Here is a 16,668-nt window from a genome sequence, read left to right on the forward strand (position 1 = left end):
AGCGCTGCACCGCCGACGAGGACCCCGTGGCATGAAGCCGCGGGGTCCTCGTCGCGTCACGCCGGTCGGCCCTGCGCGCTCTGCACGCGCAGGTCGCGCTCGCGGACATCGCGCTGCTCGATCACGATGCGACGCAACGCGGCCGGCGCCCCGGGGTTCGAGTCCAGCCACGTCGTCGCCGCCGTCAGGTCATCCGTCGCCGGGAACAGACCGCGCACGAGGCGGCGCGCGATCTCGATGCTCCGGGTCTCCCAGACTCGGCCGATGCGCGAGAAATAGTCGCCGTCGAGGGCCGCGATGAGATTGCGCCGCCCTCCGGCGCGGACACCCGCGATCGTGGCGTCGAGCTCGTCGTTCGACAGGGTCTCGTCTGTCCATGCCGCGACCCACGCGGCCTCGCGCACCGGCGCCTCCGGCAGCGCCGCTCGGGCGGCGCGGTGGGCTCGCCTGCCCTTCGAGGTATCGTCGCGGACCAGCTCGGCGTCGATCTCGGCGGCGCTGGCCTGGCCCGTCGAGGCGAGCGCGAACAGCCAGCTCCATCGCAGGTCCGCATCGAGCACGAGACCCTCGGGGAGCTGCCCTTCGCCGGCGAGCAGCTGGCGCAACGACGCCGCACGCCCCGCATCCACCGCGGCGGCAGCGCCCAGGGCGCGCGCCCAGACAAGCTGGGCGTCCGTCCCGGGGCGGGCTTCGTGCAACGACCGCCAGACGGTCTCCAGCCAGCGCGCGGCGAGCGACTCGCGCTGTGCGGGAGCGGCGTAATGGGCGATCGCGTAGTCGGCATGCGCGACCGCGTCGGTGAGGAGGCCGATGTGGGTCTCGGCCGCGGCGTGTGCTCCGACGATCTCGAGGTAGCGCGCCACTTCGAGGCGACCGTCGCGAACCGCGTTCCAGAGCGCGGCCCACGCCACCGAACGAGCGAGCGGGTCGCCGACCGTCGAGAGCGAGCGCTCGAGGGCTGCCGTCGTGTCACCGTCGAGGCGCACCTTGGCATAGGTGCGGTCGTCGTCGTTCGGGATGATCACGCCCGCGGCATCCCCGGGCAGCGGCGTCCGGGCGTCGACGAGATCGAGCTCGACCCCGCCCTCTCGGCGGAGCGCCCCCTCCGACGCCGCGTACCGTCCGATCGTCACGCGGTGGGGTCGGGGATCGGTCTGGACGATCGTGACGCCGTCCGATCCATCGCGCTCGACCGACAGATCCGACATCCCGGTGGTCTCGAGCCAGGCGCGACTCCACGCCCTCAGGTCGCGCCCGGAGGTGTGCTCGAGGGCGTCCAGCAGATCACCGAGCGTGGTGTTCCCGAAGGCGTTGTCGGCGAAGTACTTGCGCGCGCCGGCGAAGAACGCCTCCTCCCCCACGTACGCGACGAGCTGCTTGAGCACGGACGCTCCCTTGGCGTACGTGATCCCGTCGAAGTTGAGCTTGGCCGCCTGCAGGTCGGGAATGTCGGCCACGATCGGATGCGTGGTCGGAAGCTGGTCCTGCTCGTAGGCCCACCCCTTCCGCCGGCTCGCGAAGCTCACCCAGGCATCCGGATAGAGCCCGGTCGCGACAGACGCATGCGAGCCCATGAAGTCCGCGAAGGACTCCTTGAGCCACAGGTCGTCCCACCACCGCATGGTCACGAGGTCGCCGAACCACATGTGCGCCATCTCGTGGAGGATCGTGTTGGCGCGGGCCTCGCGCTGCGCGGCGGTCGCGGCCCCGCGGAAGACGTACGCCTCGGTGAACGTGACGAGACCGGGGTTCTCCATCGCGCCGAGGTTGTACTCGGGCACGAAGATCTGGTCGTACTTGCCCCACGGATAGCCGAGCCCGAACGCCTCACCGAAGTACGCGAGCCCACGGCGGGTGATGTCGATGATCTCCTCGGCGTCGAGGTACGGCGCCAGCGAGGCACGGCACAGGACGCCCAGGTCGACAGGTCCCTCGGGTCCGTCCCAGACCGCGCCGACGCGGTGGTAGGGGCCTGCTGCGACGGCGGTGATGTAACTGGAGATCGGGAGGGTCTCAGCGAAGGTGACCTCGGTACCGCCGTCGAGGTCGCGGCGGTCGGTCTCCGCACCGTTGGACAGCACCCGCCAGCCCTCCGGCGCCGCGACCCGCATCCGCCAGCGTGCCTTCAGGTCCGGCTGCTCGAAACACGGGTAGACGCGACGCGCGTCCGCGGGCTCGTACTGCGTGTACAGGTAGACGGCGCCGTCGACCGGGTCGACGAAGCGGTGGAGGCCCTCCCCCGAGCGGCTGTAGACGCCGCGCGCCGCGATCGAGACGGTGTTGCGCTCCGCGAGGTCGCGGATGCGGATGCGCGCGCCGTCCCATTCCACGGGCCGGCTCTCGCCGTTCACGATGACCGCATCGACGCTCGAACCGAGGAAGTCGACCCAGGTCTCACCGCCGACGCGCGCATCGAACGACAGGATCGCGCGGGTGCTGAACGTGGTCTCCTCGGCGCGCGGGGCGTCACGGACGTCGAGGGAGACATCGATGGTGTGGAGCCGGACCTCGGCTGCACGATGCTGGGCGTCGGTACGGGTGAGGTTGTCGCCGGTCATCCCTCCATGCTTCCACGGGAGCGGGGAAGCCTGTGGCCGGGGCTGCCTGCACGCTAGTATCTGAACATGTTCAGCACCCCGGAGCCGACCGGATCGAAGCGCGACCGCACACGTGCCCTGATCGTCGATACGGCGCTGCGTTCGTTTCGCGAACGCGGCTACGACGCGACCACCATCCGCCGCATCGCATCGGAGGCCGGCGTGTCGGTCGGGACGACGAACTACCACTTCGCGTCGAAGAACGAGCTCGTGCAGGAGTTCTACCTGCAGGTGCAGCAGGGTCACCGCGCGGCCGCCCTGCCCGGACTCGAGTCGAAGCGCGACCTCAAGGACAGGCTCGCGATCGTCTTCCACACGGGCCTCGATCAACTGACGCCGACGCATGGCCATGCGCCCGAGTTCCTGACGGCCGCCGTCTCGCCGCGATCGTCGATCAACCCGCTGTCGCCCGAGTCGAACGCCTCGCTCGCGATCGTGGAGGATCTGTTCCGTACCGCCGTCGACGGTGCCGACCACAAGCTTCCGAAGGACATCGCCGAGGCGCTGCCCGGCGCGCTCGTTCTCGCGCATCTGCTGCTCGCGATGTACTGGGTCTACGACGAGTCCGATCACCAGGCGAAGACGCGGCGCTTGCTCGACAAGGGCCTGGCACTGCTCGCGATGGCGCTCCCACTGGCGCGCCTCCCGATGCTGCGGCGGCCGGTGCGGGAACTTCTCGACCTCATCGCCGAGGCCCGCTCGTGACGGGCGCCGGCCCGCAACAGCAGCGCGCACCACGTCGAGACTCGCCCCGCACGGATGCCGAACCCCTCGCGTTCACCCGCGCCGAGTTCCTGGCGGGCATCGCCCGCGCGTGGGGCGCGACCACGCTGCTACTCATCGTCGCCTGGGCGGTGCTGACGGGCGGCTTCAGCTTGGTCGTGGGCACCGTGATGATCTTGGTCGTCTCCGTGCCCGCTGTGGTGATCGGCTCCCCCGGCGCATACGCACTCGGCCGCCTCCTGCGACGTTCGCCACGTGTCGGCGCACATCTCATCGCTTTCACGGCCTACGGCGCGCTGGTCGGCTTCGCCACCACGGCCGTCGCCCTTCCCTTGCTCATCGGCGACTCGGGCGACGGGTGGATCGAATCGATCGCCTTCCTCGTCAACGTGCCTCTCAGCGCCCTCGGACTCGCAGGCGCCTGGTTCATCACCATGCGGCGAGCCCTCCGCCTCGACGCCGAGGTGTTCGGCGACGTCGTGCCGACCTCGAACCCGGACGCCGCCACCGAGGATCCCCTCGACGAGAACTACCGCATCATCTCCCCCGACCGGCGACGACGTCAGCGGCCGCGAGGCTGAGGCTCGCCGTCGCTCGCACCCGCGCGGCCCGGCGCGTCGGCGGCATCCGCCCAGTCCGTCGCGGCATCCGCGCTCGGCCGGGCGATCGGGATGCGGGTACCGAGGACCTGCGCGACGACGTCGTGCGCGATCTTCGCGGACGTCAGACCCGCGTCGTCGAGGATCTCGTAGCGCTCCGCGTGATCGATGAACTCGTCGGGCAGTCCGAGCTCGTCGACGGCCGTGTCGATGCCGGCCTCGCGAAGAACCTGGCGGATGCGTGTGCCGATACCACCGACACGGATCCCGTCCTCGATGGTGATGACGAGCCGGTGTCCAGCGGCGAGATCCACGACCGAGCGAGCGACCGGGACCACCCAGCGAGGATCGATGACGGTCGCGCCGATTCCCTGTGCTCGCAGGCGCTCGGCGACCTCGATGCCCAGGCGCGCCATCGGGCCGATGCCGACGATGAGGACATCGTCCGATTCGCCCCGCACCAGCACGTCGGTTCCGTCGTCCAGACGTTCCACAGCGGGCAACTCGTCGCCGACCGATCCCTTCGGATATCGAACGACCGTGGGCGCGTCCTCGATGTCGACGGCCTCACGGAATACCTCGCGGAGACGCTCAGCGTCTCGCGGCGCCGCGATACGGACGCCGGGCACGAGCTGGAGCATCGCGAGGTCCCAGATGCCGTGATGGCTGGGTCCGTCGGGTCCGGTCACGCCGGCCCGGTCGAGGACGAACGTCACACCTGCACGGTGCAGCGCGACATCCATCATCATCTGGTCGAACGCGCGGTTCATGAACGTCGCGTAGATCGCGACGACCGGATGCAGGCCGCCGAAGGCGAGGCCGGCGGATGCCGCGACGGCGTGCTGCTCCGCGATGCCGACGTCCAGGACACGGTCGGGGAACCGCTGCGCGAAGGGCAGCAGCCCGGTCGGACGCAGCATCGCCGCAGTGATCGCGACGACATCGCCGCGGCGCTCCCCCGCAGACACGAGCTCCTCGGCGAACACGTCGGTCCAGGTCGTCTTGCCACCGGAGGAGACCGGCTGGCCCGTCGCAGGGTCGATCTTCCCCACGGCATGGAACTGGTCGGCTTCGTCGAGTCGGGCGGGCGCGTAGCCGCGGCCCTTCTCGGTGATCGCGTGCACGATGACCGGAGCACCGTACGACTTCGCGAGGCGCAGGGTCTCGATCATGGCCTCGAGGTCGTGGCCGTCGACGGGTCCGAGGTACTTGATATCGAGATTCGAGTACAGGGCCTCATTGTTCACGAACCGGGACAAGAATCCGTGAGTCCCACCGCGGAGTCCGCGGTAGACGGCCCGCGCCGCCGGCCCGAGGCGGCCGAAGAGCGACGCTGAGCCTTCGTGCAACGACCGGTAGCCCTCGGTGGTGCGCACCTTGTTCAGGAAACGCGCCATGCCGCCGATCGTCGGCGCGTACGAACGGCCGTTGTCGTTGACGACGATGACCAGGTTGCGATCGTTGTCGTCGGAGATGTTGTTGAGCGCCTCCCACGTCATCCCGCCGGTCAGGGAGCCATCGCCGACCACGGTGACGACATGGCGGTCGGTGCGACCGGTGCGGGCGAAGGCCCGTGAGATGCCGTCGGCCCAGCTGAGCGAGCTCGACGCGTGCGACGACTCGACGACGTCGTGCTCGCTCTCGCTGCGCTGCGGGTAGCCAGCCAAGCCGCCCCGCGAGCGCAGCCGCGAGAAGTCCTGGCGGCCCGTGATCAGCTTGTGCACGTAGGACTGATGCCCGGTGTCGAAGACCACCGGGTCGTTCGGAGAGTCGAAGACCCGATGGATCGCGAGGGTGAGCTCGACGACTCCGAGGTTGGGTCCGAGGTGCCCGCCGCTGCGCGCGACGTTCTCGACGAGGAACGAGCGGATCTCACCGGCGAGCGTCTCGAGCTGAGCGATCGAGAGGGCGTCGAGATCGCGCGGGTGCGAGATCGAGGAGAGCAACGACATCGAGCTCCTCCTTCCATCGGGTGCCGGTAAGTCTAATCAGCGGGATGCACGAGAGGCCGGAGCTGGACGCTCCGGCCTCTCGTGGACTACTGCAGCTCCGTGTCTCAGACGAGCGAGCGCAGCACGTACTGCAGGATGCCGCCGTTGCGGTAGTAGTCGGCCTCACCGGGGGTGTCGATGCGCACGATCGCGTCGAACTCGACCGTCTGCTTGCCCTCGGGCGAGAACTCGCTCGGCTCGGCGACGACCTTCACCGTCTTCGGGGTGACGCCTTCGTTCAGCTGTTCGAGTCCCGTGATCGAGATGATCTCGGTGCCGTCGAGTCCCAGCGACTTCCAGCTCTCACCGGCGGGGAACTGCAGCGGGACGACGCCCATGCCGATCAGGTTCGAGCGGTGGATGCGCTCGAAGCTCTCGGTGATGACCGCCTTCACGCCGAGGAGGTTGGTGCCCTTCGCCGCCCAGTCGCGCGACGAGCCCGAGCCGTACTCCTTGCCGCCGAAGATGACGAGCGGCGTACCCTGCGCCTGGTAGTTCTGGCTCGCGTCGTAGATGAACGACTGCGGGCCGCCCTCCTGAGTGAAGTCGCGCGTGTAGCCGCCCTCGACGACCTTGCCGTCGTTGACCGCTGCCGTGAGCTCGTTCTTCAGACGGATGTTGGCGAAGGTTCCGCGGATCATGACCTCGTGGTTGCCACGGCGCGAGCCGTAGGAGTTGAAGTCCTTCTGCGCGACGCCGTGCTCGGTGAGGTACTGCGCGGCCGGGGTGCCGGCCTTGATGTTTCCGGCCGGGCTGATGTGGTCGGTGGTGACCGAGTCGCCCAGCGTCGCCATGACGCGCGCACCGGTGATGTCGGCGACCGGGGTCAGCTCCATCTGCATGCCGTCGAAGTACGGCGCCTTGCGGACGTAGGTCGAGTCCTCGTCCCACTCGAACACCGGGCCGGTCGGCGTGGGCAGGTTCTTCCAGCGCTCGTCACCGTCGAACACGGTGGCGTACTGCTTGATGAACTGCTCACGCGAGATCGACGAGTCGATGATCTCCTGGACCTCATCGGGAGCGGGCCAGATGTCCTTGAGGAAGACGTCGTTGCCGTCCGAGTCCTTGCCGAGCGCATCGGTCTCGAAGTCGAAGTTCATCGACCCGGCCAGGGCGTACGCGACGACCAGCGGCGGCGAGGCCAGGTAGTTCATCTTGACGTCGGGGCTGATGCGGCCTTCGAAGTTGCGGTTGCCCGAGAGCACCGCGGTGACCGCGAGGTCGTTCTCGTTGATCGCGGCCGAGACCTCTTCGATCAGCGGGCCGGAGTTTCCGATGCAGATCGTGCAGCCGTAGCCGACGGTGTAGAAGCCGAGGTTCTCGAGGTCCTTGTCGAGGCCGGACTTCTCGTAGTAGTCGGTGACGACCTTCGAGCCGGGGCCGAGCGTCGTCTTGACCCACGGCTTGCGCGTGAGGCCGCGCTCCGAGGCCTTGCGGGCCAGCAGACCTGCGGCGATCATGACCGACGGGTTCGACGTGTTGGTGCACGACGTGATGGCCGCGAGCGTCACTGCGCCGTTGTCGAGCATGTAGCTCTCGCCCGACGGCTGCGTGACCTTCACCGGGTTGGATGCCGCATGGCGTGCGCCGCTCGAGAGCAGACCCGCGTGCGCGTGGTCGTGCTGGTGCGAGACGGTGTCGTCGGAGTGGGTCTCGTGCTCGACGCCCGGGGCGTTGCCCGGGTCGGACGCCGGGAAGGTGCCCTCGACCTCGACGGCCTCGTCGGCGGCCGTCGCGTAGTTGAGGATGTCCTTCGCGAACTGCTCCTTCGACTCCGACAGGAGGATGCGGTCCTGCGGGCGCTTCGGGCCGGCGATCGACGGGACGACCGTCGAGAGGTCGAGCTCCATGTACTCGCTGTAGCTCGGCTCGTTCGCGGGGTCGTGCCAGAGCGACTGCTCCTTCGCGTACGCCTCGACGAGGGCGACGGTCTGCTCGTCGCGGCCGGTCAGGCGCAGGTAGTCGAGCGTGACGTCGTCGATGGGGAACATCGCGGCGGTCGACCCGAACTCGGGGCTCATGTTGCCGATCGTGGCGCGGTTCGCGAGCGGGACGGACCCGACGCCGGCGCCGTAGAACTCGACGAACTTGCCGACCACGCCGTGCTTGCGCAGCATGTCGGTGATCGTCAGCACGACGTCGGTCGCGGTGACGCCCGCGGGGATCTCGCCGGTGAGCTTGAAGCCCACGACGCGCGGGATGAGCATCGACACGGGCTGACCCAGCATCGCGGCCTCGGCCTCGATGCCGCCGACACCCCAACCCAGGACACCGAGGCCATTGACCATCGTGGTGTGCGAGTCGGTGCCGACACAGGTGTCGGGGTACGCACGGAGCACACCGTCGACGTTGCGGTCGTAGATGACCTTCGCGAGGTGCTCGATGTTCACCTGGTGGACGATGCCGGTGCCCGGGGGGACGACCTTGAAGTCGTCGAACGCGCCCTGACCCCAACGGAGGAACTGGTAACGCTCGCCGTTGCGCTCGTACTCGATCTCGACGTTGCGCTCGAGGGCGTTCTCGCTGCCGAAGAGATCGGCGATGACCGAGTGGTCGATGACCATCTCGGCGGGCGAGAGCGGGTTGATGCGGTTGGGGTCACCGCCGAGCGCGGTCACCGCCTCGCGCATCGTGGCGAGATCGACGATGCAGGGCACGCCCGTGAAGTCCTGCATCACGACGCGGGCCGGGGTGAACTGGATCTCGGTGTCGGGCTCTGCCGAGGCGTCCCACGAACCCAGCGCGCGGATCTGCTCCTGCGTCACGTTCGCGCCGTCCTCGGTGCGCAGGAGGTTCTCGAGCAGCACCTTGAGGCTGAAGGGAAGACGGTCGTAACCCTCGACCGTGTCGATCCGGAAGATCTCGTAGTCGGTGCTGCCGACCGTCAGGGTGCTCTTGGCTCCGAAGCTGTCAACAGTGGACACGTCTGCTCTCCTTCATCGGCGGGCCGCGCGCTCGCGCGCACTGTCCCATCATCCCCTCGCCGCACCGGTCGATCTAGTGAGGCGACCCTTAGTCGGATCGGGGGAAATTTATCTTGACGTCAAGATAAATGTATCACTCGGCGGGCCGCTTATAGAGCGCCCGCACGGCGAGCCAGGTGACGGCCGCGAGCGGGGCGAACAGCGGCAGGCCCATGACGAGCTTCAGGGTTCCGAGGGCGGCGACTTCGTCGGCGAAGTACAGCGGCAGTTGCACGGCGAGCCTGAGGTAGAAGAGCCCCGCCCAGGCGATCGCGAGCCAGAAGTAGACGCGGCGCTTGCGCTTGTCACGCCTCCAGGCGACGCCCTCGTTCATGAGGAATCCGGCGGCGAGTCCGATGAGCGACCATCCAATGAGGGCCGAGACCAGGAAGGCGGTCCCGTAAGCCGCATTGGTGATCAGACCCGGGATGAAGTTGTCCTGCCCCCGCCCCGTCCACAGCGCCAGCCCCGCGGCCGCAGCGGTAGCGATGAGACCTCCGAATGCGGCTCCTGCCGGGCCGCGCTGGATGAGGCGCAGCAGCGTGAACACCGCGGCGACGCCCACCGACAGCCCGAGCGACAGCCAGAGATTCGCCTCACGGGTCTGCGGGTCCGTCGTGAGCGTGAACACGACGATGAAGACCAAGCCGGGGAGGACGGCCTCGACGATGCCGCGGAAACCGCCCATCGCGCGCCAGACGACGCCCCCGGTCGAAGCCTCGGTGTCGGGATCGAAACCGGCCTTACGCGCAGCCTCGCCGAGCGCGGCTCCGAGAACGCCCGAGGTCGAGGCCACCGGTTCGGGCGGGGTCAGATCGGCGGGGCGCTCGGTCGCGGCCTCGCGCCGTTCGTCAGCGCTCACGCCGAGCCGGGGGTCGCCGGCATCTTGAGCGGGATGAGGTCACGCGGCGGCATCGGCGATCCGCCGCGGACGACCACGAGCGACCGGAAGAGGTCCTCGACCTGCGCAGCCGCGTCGACGTCATTGGTCGCCGCACCGCCGATGACGCCTCGGAGGAACCACCGCGGCCCGTCGACGCCGACGAAACGTGCGAGACGCTTTCCGCTGCCCTCCGCCCCGGCCATCACGGGGACCTCGGCGAGCAGCTCCGGGCCGAGCGGGCCTTCGCGCTCCTCGACGCGACCGCCCTGCTGGCGCACCTGCTGGCGGATCTGCTCGCGCGTCTCCTCCCAGAGCCCCGTCGAACGGGGCGCTGCGAACGGCTGGACCTGAAGCGTCGAACCGGCGTAGTCGAGACCGACCGCGACAATGCGCTTCGTCTGTTCCTCGACCTCGAGACGCAGGTTCAGCCCCTCGCGCGGCAGCACCTTGATACCGCCCAGATCGATGTACGGACGAACCGGGTTGGCCTCGGACTCGTCGAAGGGGCCTGCCGTGGCCCGGTCGGCGGGTGCCGACTTCGCGTCGTCGCTCATGCGGGTACTCCTGTCTGCTGCTGATAGCCGGTCGAGCCGAAACCGCCCTCACCGCGAACGCTCTCGGGCAGGGTGTCGACGGGGATGAAGCGGGCCCGGGTGACGGGCATGACGATCAGTTGGGCGATGCGGTCGCCGGGCGCGATGTCGTACGGCTCGGCGGTGTCGGTGTTCAGGAGCGTGACCTTGATCTCTCCGCGGTACCCGGCGTCGACCGTCCCCGGCGAGTTGACCACGGTGATCCCGTGCTTCGCCGCGAGCCCGCTGCGCGGCACGACGAAGGCGGCGAAGCCGTCCGGCAGGGCGATTCGGACACCGGTCCCCACGAGTGCGCGCTGCCCGGGCTCGAGACGCAGCTGCTCGACGGACACGAGATCTGCTCCGGCATCTCCGGGATGGGCGTAAACGGGAACGTCGGCGGCGATAATGGGGACGTCCACGGATTCGGTCACCCCACGAGGCTAATGCACAGTTCCGCCCCCGCCACCTCGCCCGCCACAAGCTACCGCGAGCGCTTGAGCCCATCCCTGTGGGCTCTGGTGAGCGCCGCCGTCTGCGGGCCGATGGTCGCTCTCGTGCTCGCCCCGCTCGACTCGGTGGTCGGGCTCATCGCCGGCATCGCCGTGGGAGCCCTCGTCGTGGCAGGACTCATCGCCCTCTCACCGGTGATCGAAGTCACCGGCGAGCGGCTCCGAGTCGGGCGCGCGAGCATCGAGCTCACCTACCTCGGCGAGATCGAGACGTTCACCGGCGACGCCGCGCGGCAGGCACGCGGGCCCGGCCTGTCGTCGAGTTCCTGGCACCTTCTGCGTGGCGGCATCGACGGAGTCGTACGGATCGCGATCGAAGACGACGACGATCCGGTCACCCACTGGGTGTTCTCCTCGCGGACGCCCGCCCGCGTCGCCGCGGTGATCGAGAGCGCCCGCGCGACCGCCGCCCCGGCCGGCTCGGACGCGTAAACGCCGCCCGGTAAAAGACCGACCCCCGACGCCGGGGCGTCGAGGGTCAGCGAAGGTCGTGCGATCAGGCCGCGCACTCGGTGCAGATGGCGCCGACCTTGGTCTCGTGATCGATCTGGGTGCGGTGCTTCACGAGGAAGCACTCCATGCACGTGAACTCGTCCTCCTGCGGGGGCAGGACGACGACATCGAGTTCGAGGTCCGAGAGGTCGGCCCCGGGCAGCTCGAAGCCCGACGGGTTGTCGGCGTCCTCGTTGTCGATCGAGCCCGACGACTTGTCGGGCACGCGCTCCTTCAGGGCCTCGATCGACTCGCTGTCGTCCTCGGTCTTGCGGGGTGCGTCGTAATCCGTAGCCATGTCGAAAGGCCTCTACTTCCAGGTGTTGCCGGTTGCCGCGCCGAGTGGGGCGGCGATAGTTTGCATGACCGGCGCGATTTTCGCAAAACGTCGCGGAAGATCCTTCCGGGAACGGATGCGCACGACCGGTTCGCCCCCCGAAACCGGCGGCGCGCCCCGGATATTCCCGCGGTGCCCGGATGCCTGTGACACCATGACGGCACACGTATCGCTGGGAGGGTTCTGCGCATGGAACAGCTCAAGGTCATCGGGACCGAGGAGGGCATCCTCGTCCTCGCCACCGAGTCCGGGGAGCGCTTCGCGTTGCCGGTGAACGAGACGCTGCGCGCCCAGCTGCGCCGCGCCCGGCCGACGGACGAACCGCGGGCTCCTCGCCCCAGCCCCCGCGAGATCCAATCGCACATCCGCTCCGGGATGAGCGCCGCGGACGTCGCCACCCTCCTCGGAGTCCGGGCCGAGGACGTCGCGCGTTACGAGCGCCCGATCATCGCCGAACGCGAGCACATCGTCGGGCAAGCGCTCGCCGTGCCCGTCCTCATCGCAGGCGAGCTGGAGCCCGATGCGCAGCCGACCTTCGGAACGGCGGTTCGAACCAAGCTCAGCGAGGCAGGCGCGACCGGCGAGCGGTGGAGCAGCTGGCGCGAACCCGACGGCTGGATCGTGAAGGTCGAGTTCACGGTCGGCGAGGTGGAGCACGACGCACGGTGGTCGTTCGACCCGCGGCGCTCGTCGCTGGCACCGCTGAACTCGGATGCGACGCAGCTGTCGCGGCAGGGGTCGCTGCCGGAAGGTCTGATCCCCCGTCTCCGTGCCCTCGACACGCCACAGGCCAAGGACGAGTCCCGGTTCGACAGCGGCGCCTTCGGGCCGCGGCATCCCGCCGCCGCCGCCGCTGACGCTGACGCGGTCGCGTCGAACTCGCTGCGCAGCACGAACGCGAAGGACGCGGCGATCAAGCGAGCGCCCGAGCCGGTCGTGACCTCGTCGGAGACCGCCGATCTGCTCGAAGCGCTCCGGCGTCGCCGAGGCCAGCGTGAGCCGATGCCCGGCGAGGACCGCGGTGCCGACACGCGTGAACGCACTCCGGTCGCCCTCTTCGATGCCCTGGAGGCCGGTCAGCGCGAGCCAGCCGAGCCTGCGCCGTCCGAACCCGAGACGCCGAAGACCGAGCCCGCGAGCGAGGATTCCGCGCCCGAGACTCGCCGTCGCGGTGGCCGCACGTCGATGCCCTCGTGGGACGAGATCGTCTTCGGCGCTCGCAGCGAGGACGCCTGACCGCTCAGGCGAACGCGCCGAGACGGACGAGCGGAACGATCCGCTCCTGATCCGTCAGAGATCCGTGCTGGCCGACCATGCGCTGCGGTTTCTTGTCGGCGAGACGATCGTCGTAGTAGGCCACCGCTGAGCGCGCGGCGACCAGCACGTCGCCGATCCGCGGTACGACCTCGGGATGCACCGGTCCGAACAGCCCGGCGTCGATCGCCTCCTCGCGCGTCACGACCCAGGAGCGATCCGACTCCGCGTCGCGCCAGCGCGAAGCGACGCGTTCGGCCGCGCCGTCGGACGCATAGAGGTGCAGCATCCGCGGCTCGCCGCCGATGACTTCGACCTCGTCGAGGAGCGGGTCCCCCTCTCGGAGCAGCACATGCCGGTGCGCGGGAACGTCGATCATGCCGTGGTCGGCCGTCAGCACCGCGCCGATCCCGGGTGCCAGTTGACGGTCCCAGCGCCGCAGCTCGGCGTCGAGCGACTCCAGCTCGGCCGACCACCGGTCGCTCTCCCAGCCCTGCGCGTGCCCGATGACGTCGAGCTCGGGAATGTAGACGTAGACGAGGGACCCGTCATGAGTGCCCGCGAGGGCCTCAGCCATCGCGAGACGCTCGCCGATCCCCGAGGCCGCGACGAACTCGGCCCCGCGCACCGTAGCCGTCGTGAACCCCGTGCCGGCGTACTGCGCCCGGCTCACGACGAAACAGCGTCTTCCCCCGGCGACCTCGCGCTCGAAGACCGGCTGCGAGCGCTGCCACGAGAGCGGATCGAGCCCGTCTTGCTCCCACCCCGTCAGCTGATTGGGAGCGGATGCGGTGCCCGGCACGCGGACGCGATAGCCGACGATGCCGTGCTCACCCGGAAGCACGCCGGTGAAGAGGCTGCTCAGGGCGGCGGCGGTCGTCGCCGGGAACACCGTGCGAGCGGCATCCCGCTTGGCCATCCGCTCGGAGAGGAACCGGGCGTAAGCGGCCCGCTGAGCGAGGTTGCCGCGCCCCAGCCCGTCGGCGACGATGACGATCGCCGATCGCGCCGGAGCGAACCAGTCGGATCGACCCGAGACGGAGGCGACCAGCTGCGGCAGCACACCGGTGAGGCTCCGGGCCGCCGGCGGGTCGATCGGTAGGCTGGAGGGCATCGCGGACAGTCTCGCACACCCGGCATCCGCACTCCCATCCCCGATCGAGGTCCGTACAGCTCCATGGCCGCATCCCGCACCGCTTCACCCGTCCCCGACCAGCCGGAGCGCATCGAGGACGTCGACGTCTCGGCGGAGATGCAGGGTTCGTTCCTCGAGTACGCGTATTCGGTCATCTACTCCCGCGCGCTTCCCGACGCGCGTGACGGCCTCAAGCCCGTGCAGCGGCGCATCCTGTTCCAGATGGCCGACATGGGCCTCCGTCCTGACAAGGGGCACGTCAAGAGCGCCCGTGTCGTGGGCGAAGTCATGGGAAAGCTGCACCCGCACGGCGACTCCGCGATCTACGACGCGCTCGTCCGTCTCGCACAGGACTTCGCTCTGCGCGTGCCCCTGGTCGACGGACACGGCAACTTCGGCTCGCTCGACGACGGGCCTGCGGCAGCGCGGTACACCGAGGCCCGGCTGGCGCCCTCCGCGCTGGCCCTGACCGAGAACCTCGACGAGGACGTCGTCGACTTCGTCCCGAACTACGACGGACAGTTCCAGCAGCCGGCCGTCCTTCCCGCCGCGTACCCGAACCTGCTGGTCAACGGAACGACGGGCATCGCCGTCGGCATGGCGACGAACATGGCGCCGCACAACCTCATCGAGGTCGTGGCGGCAGCCGTGCACCTGCTCGAGAACCCCGACGCGACGCTCGACGAGCTCATGGAGTTCGTGCCGGGCCCCGACCTGCCCGGCGGCGGCGTGATCGTCGGACTCGACGGCATCAAGGATGCCTACACGAACGGGCGCGGCACCTTCCGCACCCGCGCGAAGGTGTCGGTCGAGTCGCTCGGGCCACGGCGCACCGGTCTCGTCGTGACCGAGCTGCCGTACATGGTCGGCCCCGAGCGGATCATCGAGAAGATCAAGGACGCCGTCAACGCCAAGAAGCTGACCGGTATCTCGGATGTCCAGGACTTCACCGACCGCAACCACGGGTTGCGCCTCGTCATCACGATCAAGACGGGCTTCGACCCGAACGCGGTGCTCGAGCAGCTCTACCGGCTGACCCCGCTCGAGGACTCGTTCGGCATCAACAACGTCGCGCTGGTGGAGGGACAGCCCCAGACGCTCGGACTCAAAGAGCTGCTGCGCGTCTACCTCGACCACCGCATCGAGGTCGTCACACGGCGCAGCCGGTACCGCTTGGCCAGGAAGCAGGAGCGCCTGCACCTCGTCGAGGGCCTGCTCATCGCGATCCTCGACATCGACGAGGTCATCCAGGTCATCCGCGCGTCCGATGACGGGGAGCAGGCGAGGACGCGACTGATCGACGTCTTCGATCTCTCGCAGCCGCAGGCCGAGTACATCCTCGAACTGCGTCTACGCCGCCTGACGAAGTTCTCCCGCATCGAGCTGGAGACCGAGCGCGACCAGTTGAAGGCCGAGATCGCGCACCTCGAGGAGCTCCTCGCGAGTGACGTGCTGCTCCGAGCCCAGGTGGCCCGCGAGCTCGAGGCGGCCGCCGAGACGTACGGCACGCCGCGTCGCACGCTGCTGCTCAACGGCGGACCCGTGACCGCACGCTCGGGCAAGAAGGCCGGCGTCGACCTGCAGATCGCCGACGCGCCCTGCCGCGTGTTCATGTCGGCGACCGGCCGCATGGTCCGCGCAGAGCTCGGCGAAGATCTGCTCAGCAGCGGCATCGTCCCGCCTGCGCGGCGGAGCAAGCACGACGCCATCCGATCGGCCGTCGACGCGACGGTCCGGGGCGACCTCGGCGCCGTCACCAGCACGGGGCGCCTCGTCCGCTTCTCGCCCGTCGATCTGCCCTCGGTTCCCGGCAACAGCGTTCAGCTCGCGGCAGGCTCGAAGGCCGACCAGTACCTCGGGCTCGGCCCGAACGAGCACGTCGTGGCCATCGTGCCGTTGACCGGCGAACCGCCGATCGCGCTCGGCACCGCTCAGGGCGTGGTCAAGCGTGTCGCGGCCACCGAGCTCGCGCCGGGGAAGCCCGACGCCGAGATCATCTCGCTCAAGCCCGGTGATCGCGTCGTCGGCGCCGCGCCCGCCCCCGACGGTACCGAGCTGGTCTTCGTCACCTCCGACGCCCAGCTGCTGCGCTTCGACGCGGCTGCGGTGCGGCCGCAGGGTCGAGCCGCCGGCGGCATGGCGGGCGTCCGCGTCGCAGACGGCGAGCGAGTCATCGCGTTCACCGCCGTGACCGCGTCCGAGAACACCGTAGTCGTCACGATCGCTGGGTCGACGCAGTCGCTCGCCGGTGCTGACGCCGGCAGCGGCAAGGTGTCGGCATTCTCCGAGTTCCCGGCGAAGGGCCGCGCGACCGGCGGCGTCCGTGCGCAGCGCTTCCTGCGCGGCGAAGACACGCTGACCCTGGCGTGGGTGGGCGACTCCCCCCGCGCGGTCGGTCCTGACGGTGCGACCCGCGCTCTGCCCGAGGCCGGAGCCAAGCGCGACGCGTCAGGCCAGCCTCTGGATGGCGTGATCGGTGCGGTCGGCACCGTCGTCGCCTGAGCCGCCGGCCGCCGAACCTCGGAGAATGACGTCGACCTCGGACCCCTGGCCGGGATGCCTCCGAGGCTCGCGTCGTCCTCCGAGTTTCGTGCGCGCCGCCGTGGCGTG

13 protein-coding genes are annotated in these 16,668 nt (G+C 69.5%); 5 read left to right on the plus strand and 8 right to left on the minus strand.

The features are described 5' to 3' along the window. Window positions 1-56: 56 nt before the first annotated feature. On the minus strand, window positions 57-2,558 hold the full coding sequence (gene pepN / locus ABIC53_RS06550; RefSeq protein ID WP_354450805.1) for an aminopeptidase N: 2,502 nt from the start codon (window positions 2,556-2,558) through the stop codon (window positions 57-59). A gap of 66 nt (window positions 2,559-2,624) precedes the next feature. Here pepN and ABIC53_RS06555 point away from each other — a divergent pair, with 66 nt between their 5' ends. Then, complete coding sequence (locus tag ABIC53_RS06555; protein WP_282502419.1) at window positions 2,625-3,302, plus strand: TetR/AcrR family transcriptional regulator; 678 nt, start codon at window positions 2,625-2,627, stop codon at window positions 3,300-3,302. Beyond that, on the plus strand, window positions 3,299-3,901 hold the full coding sequence (locus tag ABIC53_RS06560) for a hypothetical protein (RefSeq protein ID WP_274177693.1): 603 nt from the start codon (window positions 3,299-3,301) through the stop codon (window positions 3,899-3,901). The genes ABIC53_RS06555 and ABIC53_RS06560 overlap by 4 nt, the downstream gene beginning before the upstream one ends. Here ABIC53_RS06560 and dxs read toward each other — a convergent pair. The 5 genes from dxs to dut form a co-directional block, all read right to left on the minus strand. Beyond that, window positions 3,883-5,871 carry a 1-deoxy-D-xylulose-5-phosphate synthase gene (dxs, locus tag ABIC53_RS06565; protein ID WP_282502418.1) on the minus strand — a complete coding sequence of 663 codons (1,989 nt, stop codon included), beginning with the start codon at window positions 5,869-5,871 and terminating at the stop codon, window positions 3,883-3,885. The two genes, ABIC53_RS06560 and dxs, sit on opposite strands and share 19 nt — an antisense overlap. 104 nt (window positions 5,872-5,975) lie before the next feature. After that, entirely contained in the window at window positions 5,976-8,834 is a 2,859-nt protein-coding gene (gene acnA / locus ABIC53_RS06570) for an aconitate hydratase AcnA (protein ID WP_274177691.1), read from the minus strand. Window positions 8,835-8,967: 133 nt separating this feature from the next. Then, window positions 8,968-9,735, minus strand: a complete 768-nt coding sequence (locus ABIC53_RS06575; RefSeq protein WP_274177690.1) for a DUF3159 domain-containing protein — start codon at window positions 9,733-9,735, stop codon at window positions 8,968-8,970. Further along, window positions 9,732-10,310 carry a DUF3710 domain-containing protein gene (locus tag ABIC53_RS06580; RefSeq protein ID WP_112614172.1) on the minus strand — a complete coding sequence of 193 codons (579 nt, stop codon included), beginning with the start codon at window positions 10,308-10,310 and terminating at the stop codon, window positions 9,732-9,734. The genes ABIC53_RS06575 and ABIC53_RS06580 overlap by 4 nt, the downstream gene beginning before the upstream one ends. Continuing rightward, complete coding sequence (dut, locus tag ABIC53_RS06585; RefSeq protein WP_181574120.1) at window positions 10,307-10,762, minus strand: dUTP diphosphatase; 456 nt, start codon at window positions 10,760-10,762, stop codon at window positions 10,307-10,309. Before dut ends, ABIC53_RS06580 begins: the two co-directional genes overlap by 4 nt. Window positions 10,763-10,825: 63 nt before the next feature. On the opposite strand from dut, the gene ABIC53_RS06590 reads away from it, so the two are divergent. Then, window positions 10,826-11,272: a DUF3093 domain-containing protein gene (locus ABIC53_RS06590; protein WP_337994943.1), complete on the plus strand. Its 447-nt coding sequence runs from the start codon at window positions 10,826-10,828 to the stop codon at window positions 11,270-11,272. Between the two features lie 64 nt (window positions 11,273-11,336). Here the strand turns inward: ABIC53_RS06590 and ABIC53_RS06595 are convergent, their stop codons facing one another. Beyond that, window positions 11,337-11,630: a DUF4193 domain-containing protein gene (locus ABIC53_RS06595; protein ID WP_023951316.1), complete on the minus strand. Its 294-nt coding sequence runs from the start codon at window positions 11,628-11,630 to the stop codon at window positions 11,337-11,339. Between the two features lie 228 nt (window positions 11,631-11,858). Between ABIC53_RS06595 and sepH the strand changes: the two genes are divergently transcribed. Then, on the plus strand, window positions 11,859-12,905 hold the full coding sequence (gene sepH, locus ABIC53_RS06600) for a septation protein SepH (protein WP_282502417.1): 1,047 nt from the start codon (window positions 11,859-11,861) through the stop codon (window positions 12,903-12,905). Between the two features lie 4 nt (window positions 12,906-12,909). Here sepH and ABIC53_RS06605 read toward each other — a convergent pair whose 3' ends face one another. Further along, complete coding sequence (locus ABIC53_RS06605; protein ID WP_282502416.1) at window positions 12,910-14,037, minus strand: alkaline phosphatase family protein; 1,128 nt, start codon at window positions 14,035-14,037, stop codon at window positions 12,910-12,912. 63 nt (window positions 14,038-14,100) lie between these two features. On the opposite strand from ABIC53_RS06605, the gene ABIC53_RS06610 reads away from it, so the two are divergent. Beyond that, on the plus strand, window positions 14,101-16,560 hold the full coding sequence (locus ABIC53_RS06610) for a DNA gyrase/topoisomerase IV subunit A (protein ID WP_282502415.1): 2,460 nt from the start codon (window positions 14,101-14,103) through the stop codon (window positions 16,558-16,560). The last annotated feature ends 108 nt before the right edge of the window (window positions 16,561-16,668 follow it).

The sequence above is a fragment of the Microbacterium sp. 1262 genome (genome assembly GCF_040544895.1).
GTDB lineage: Bacteria > Actinomycetota > Actinomycetes > Actinomycetales > Microbacteriaceae > Microbacterium > Microbacterium plantarum.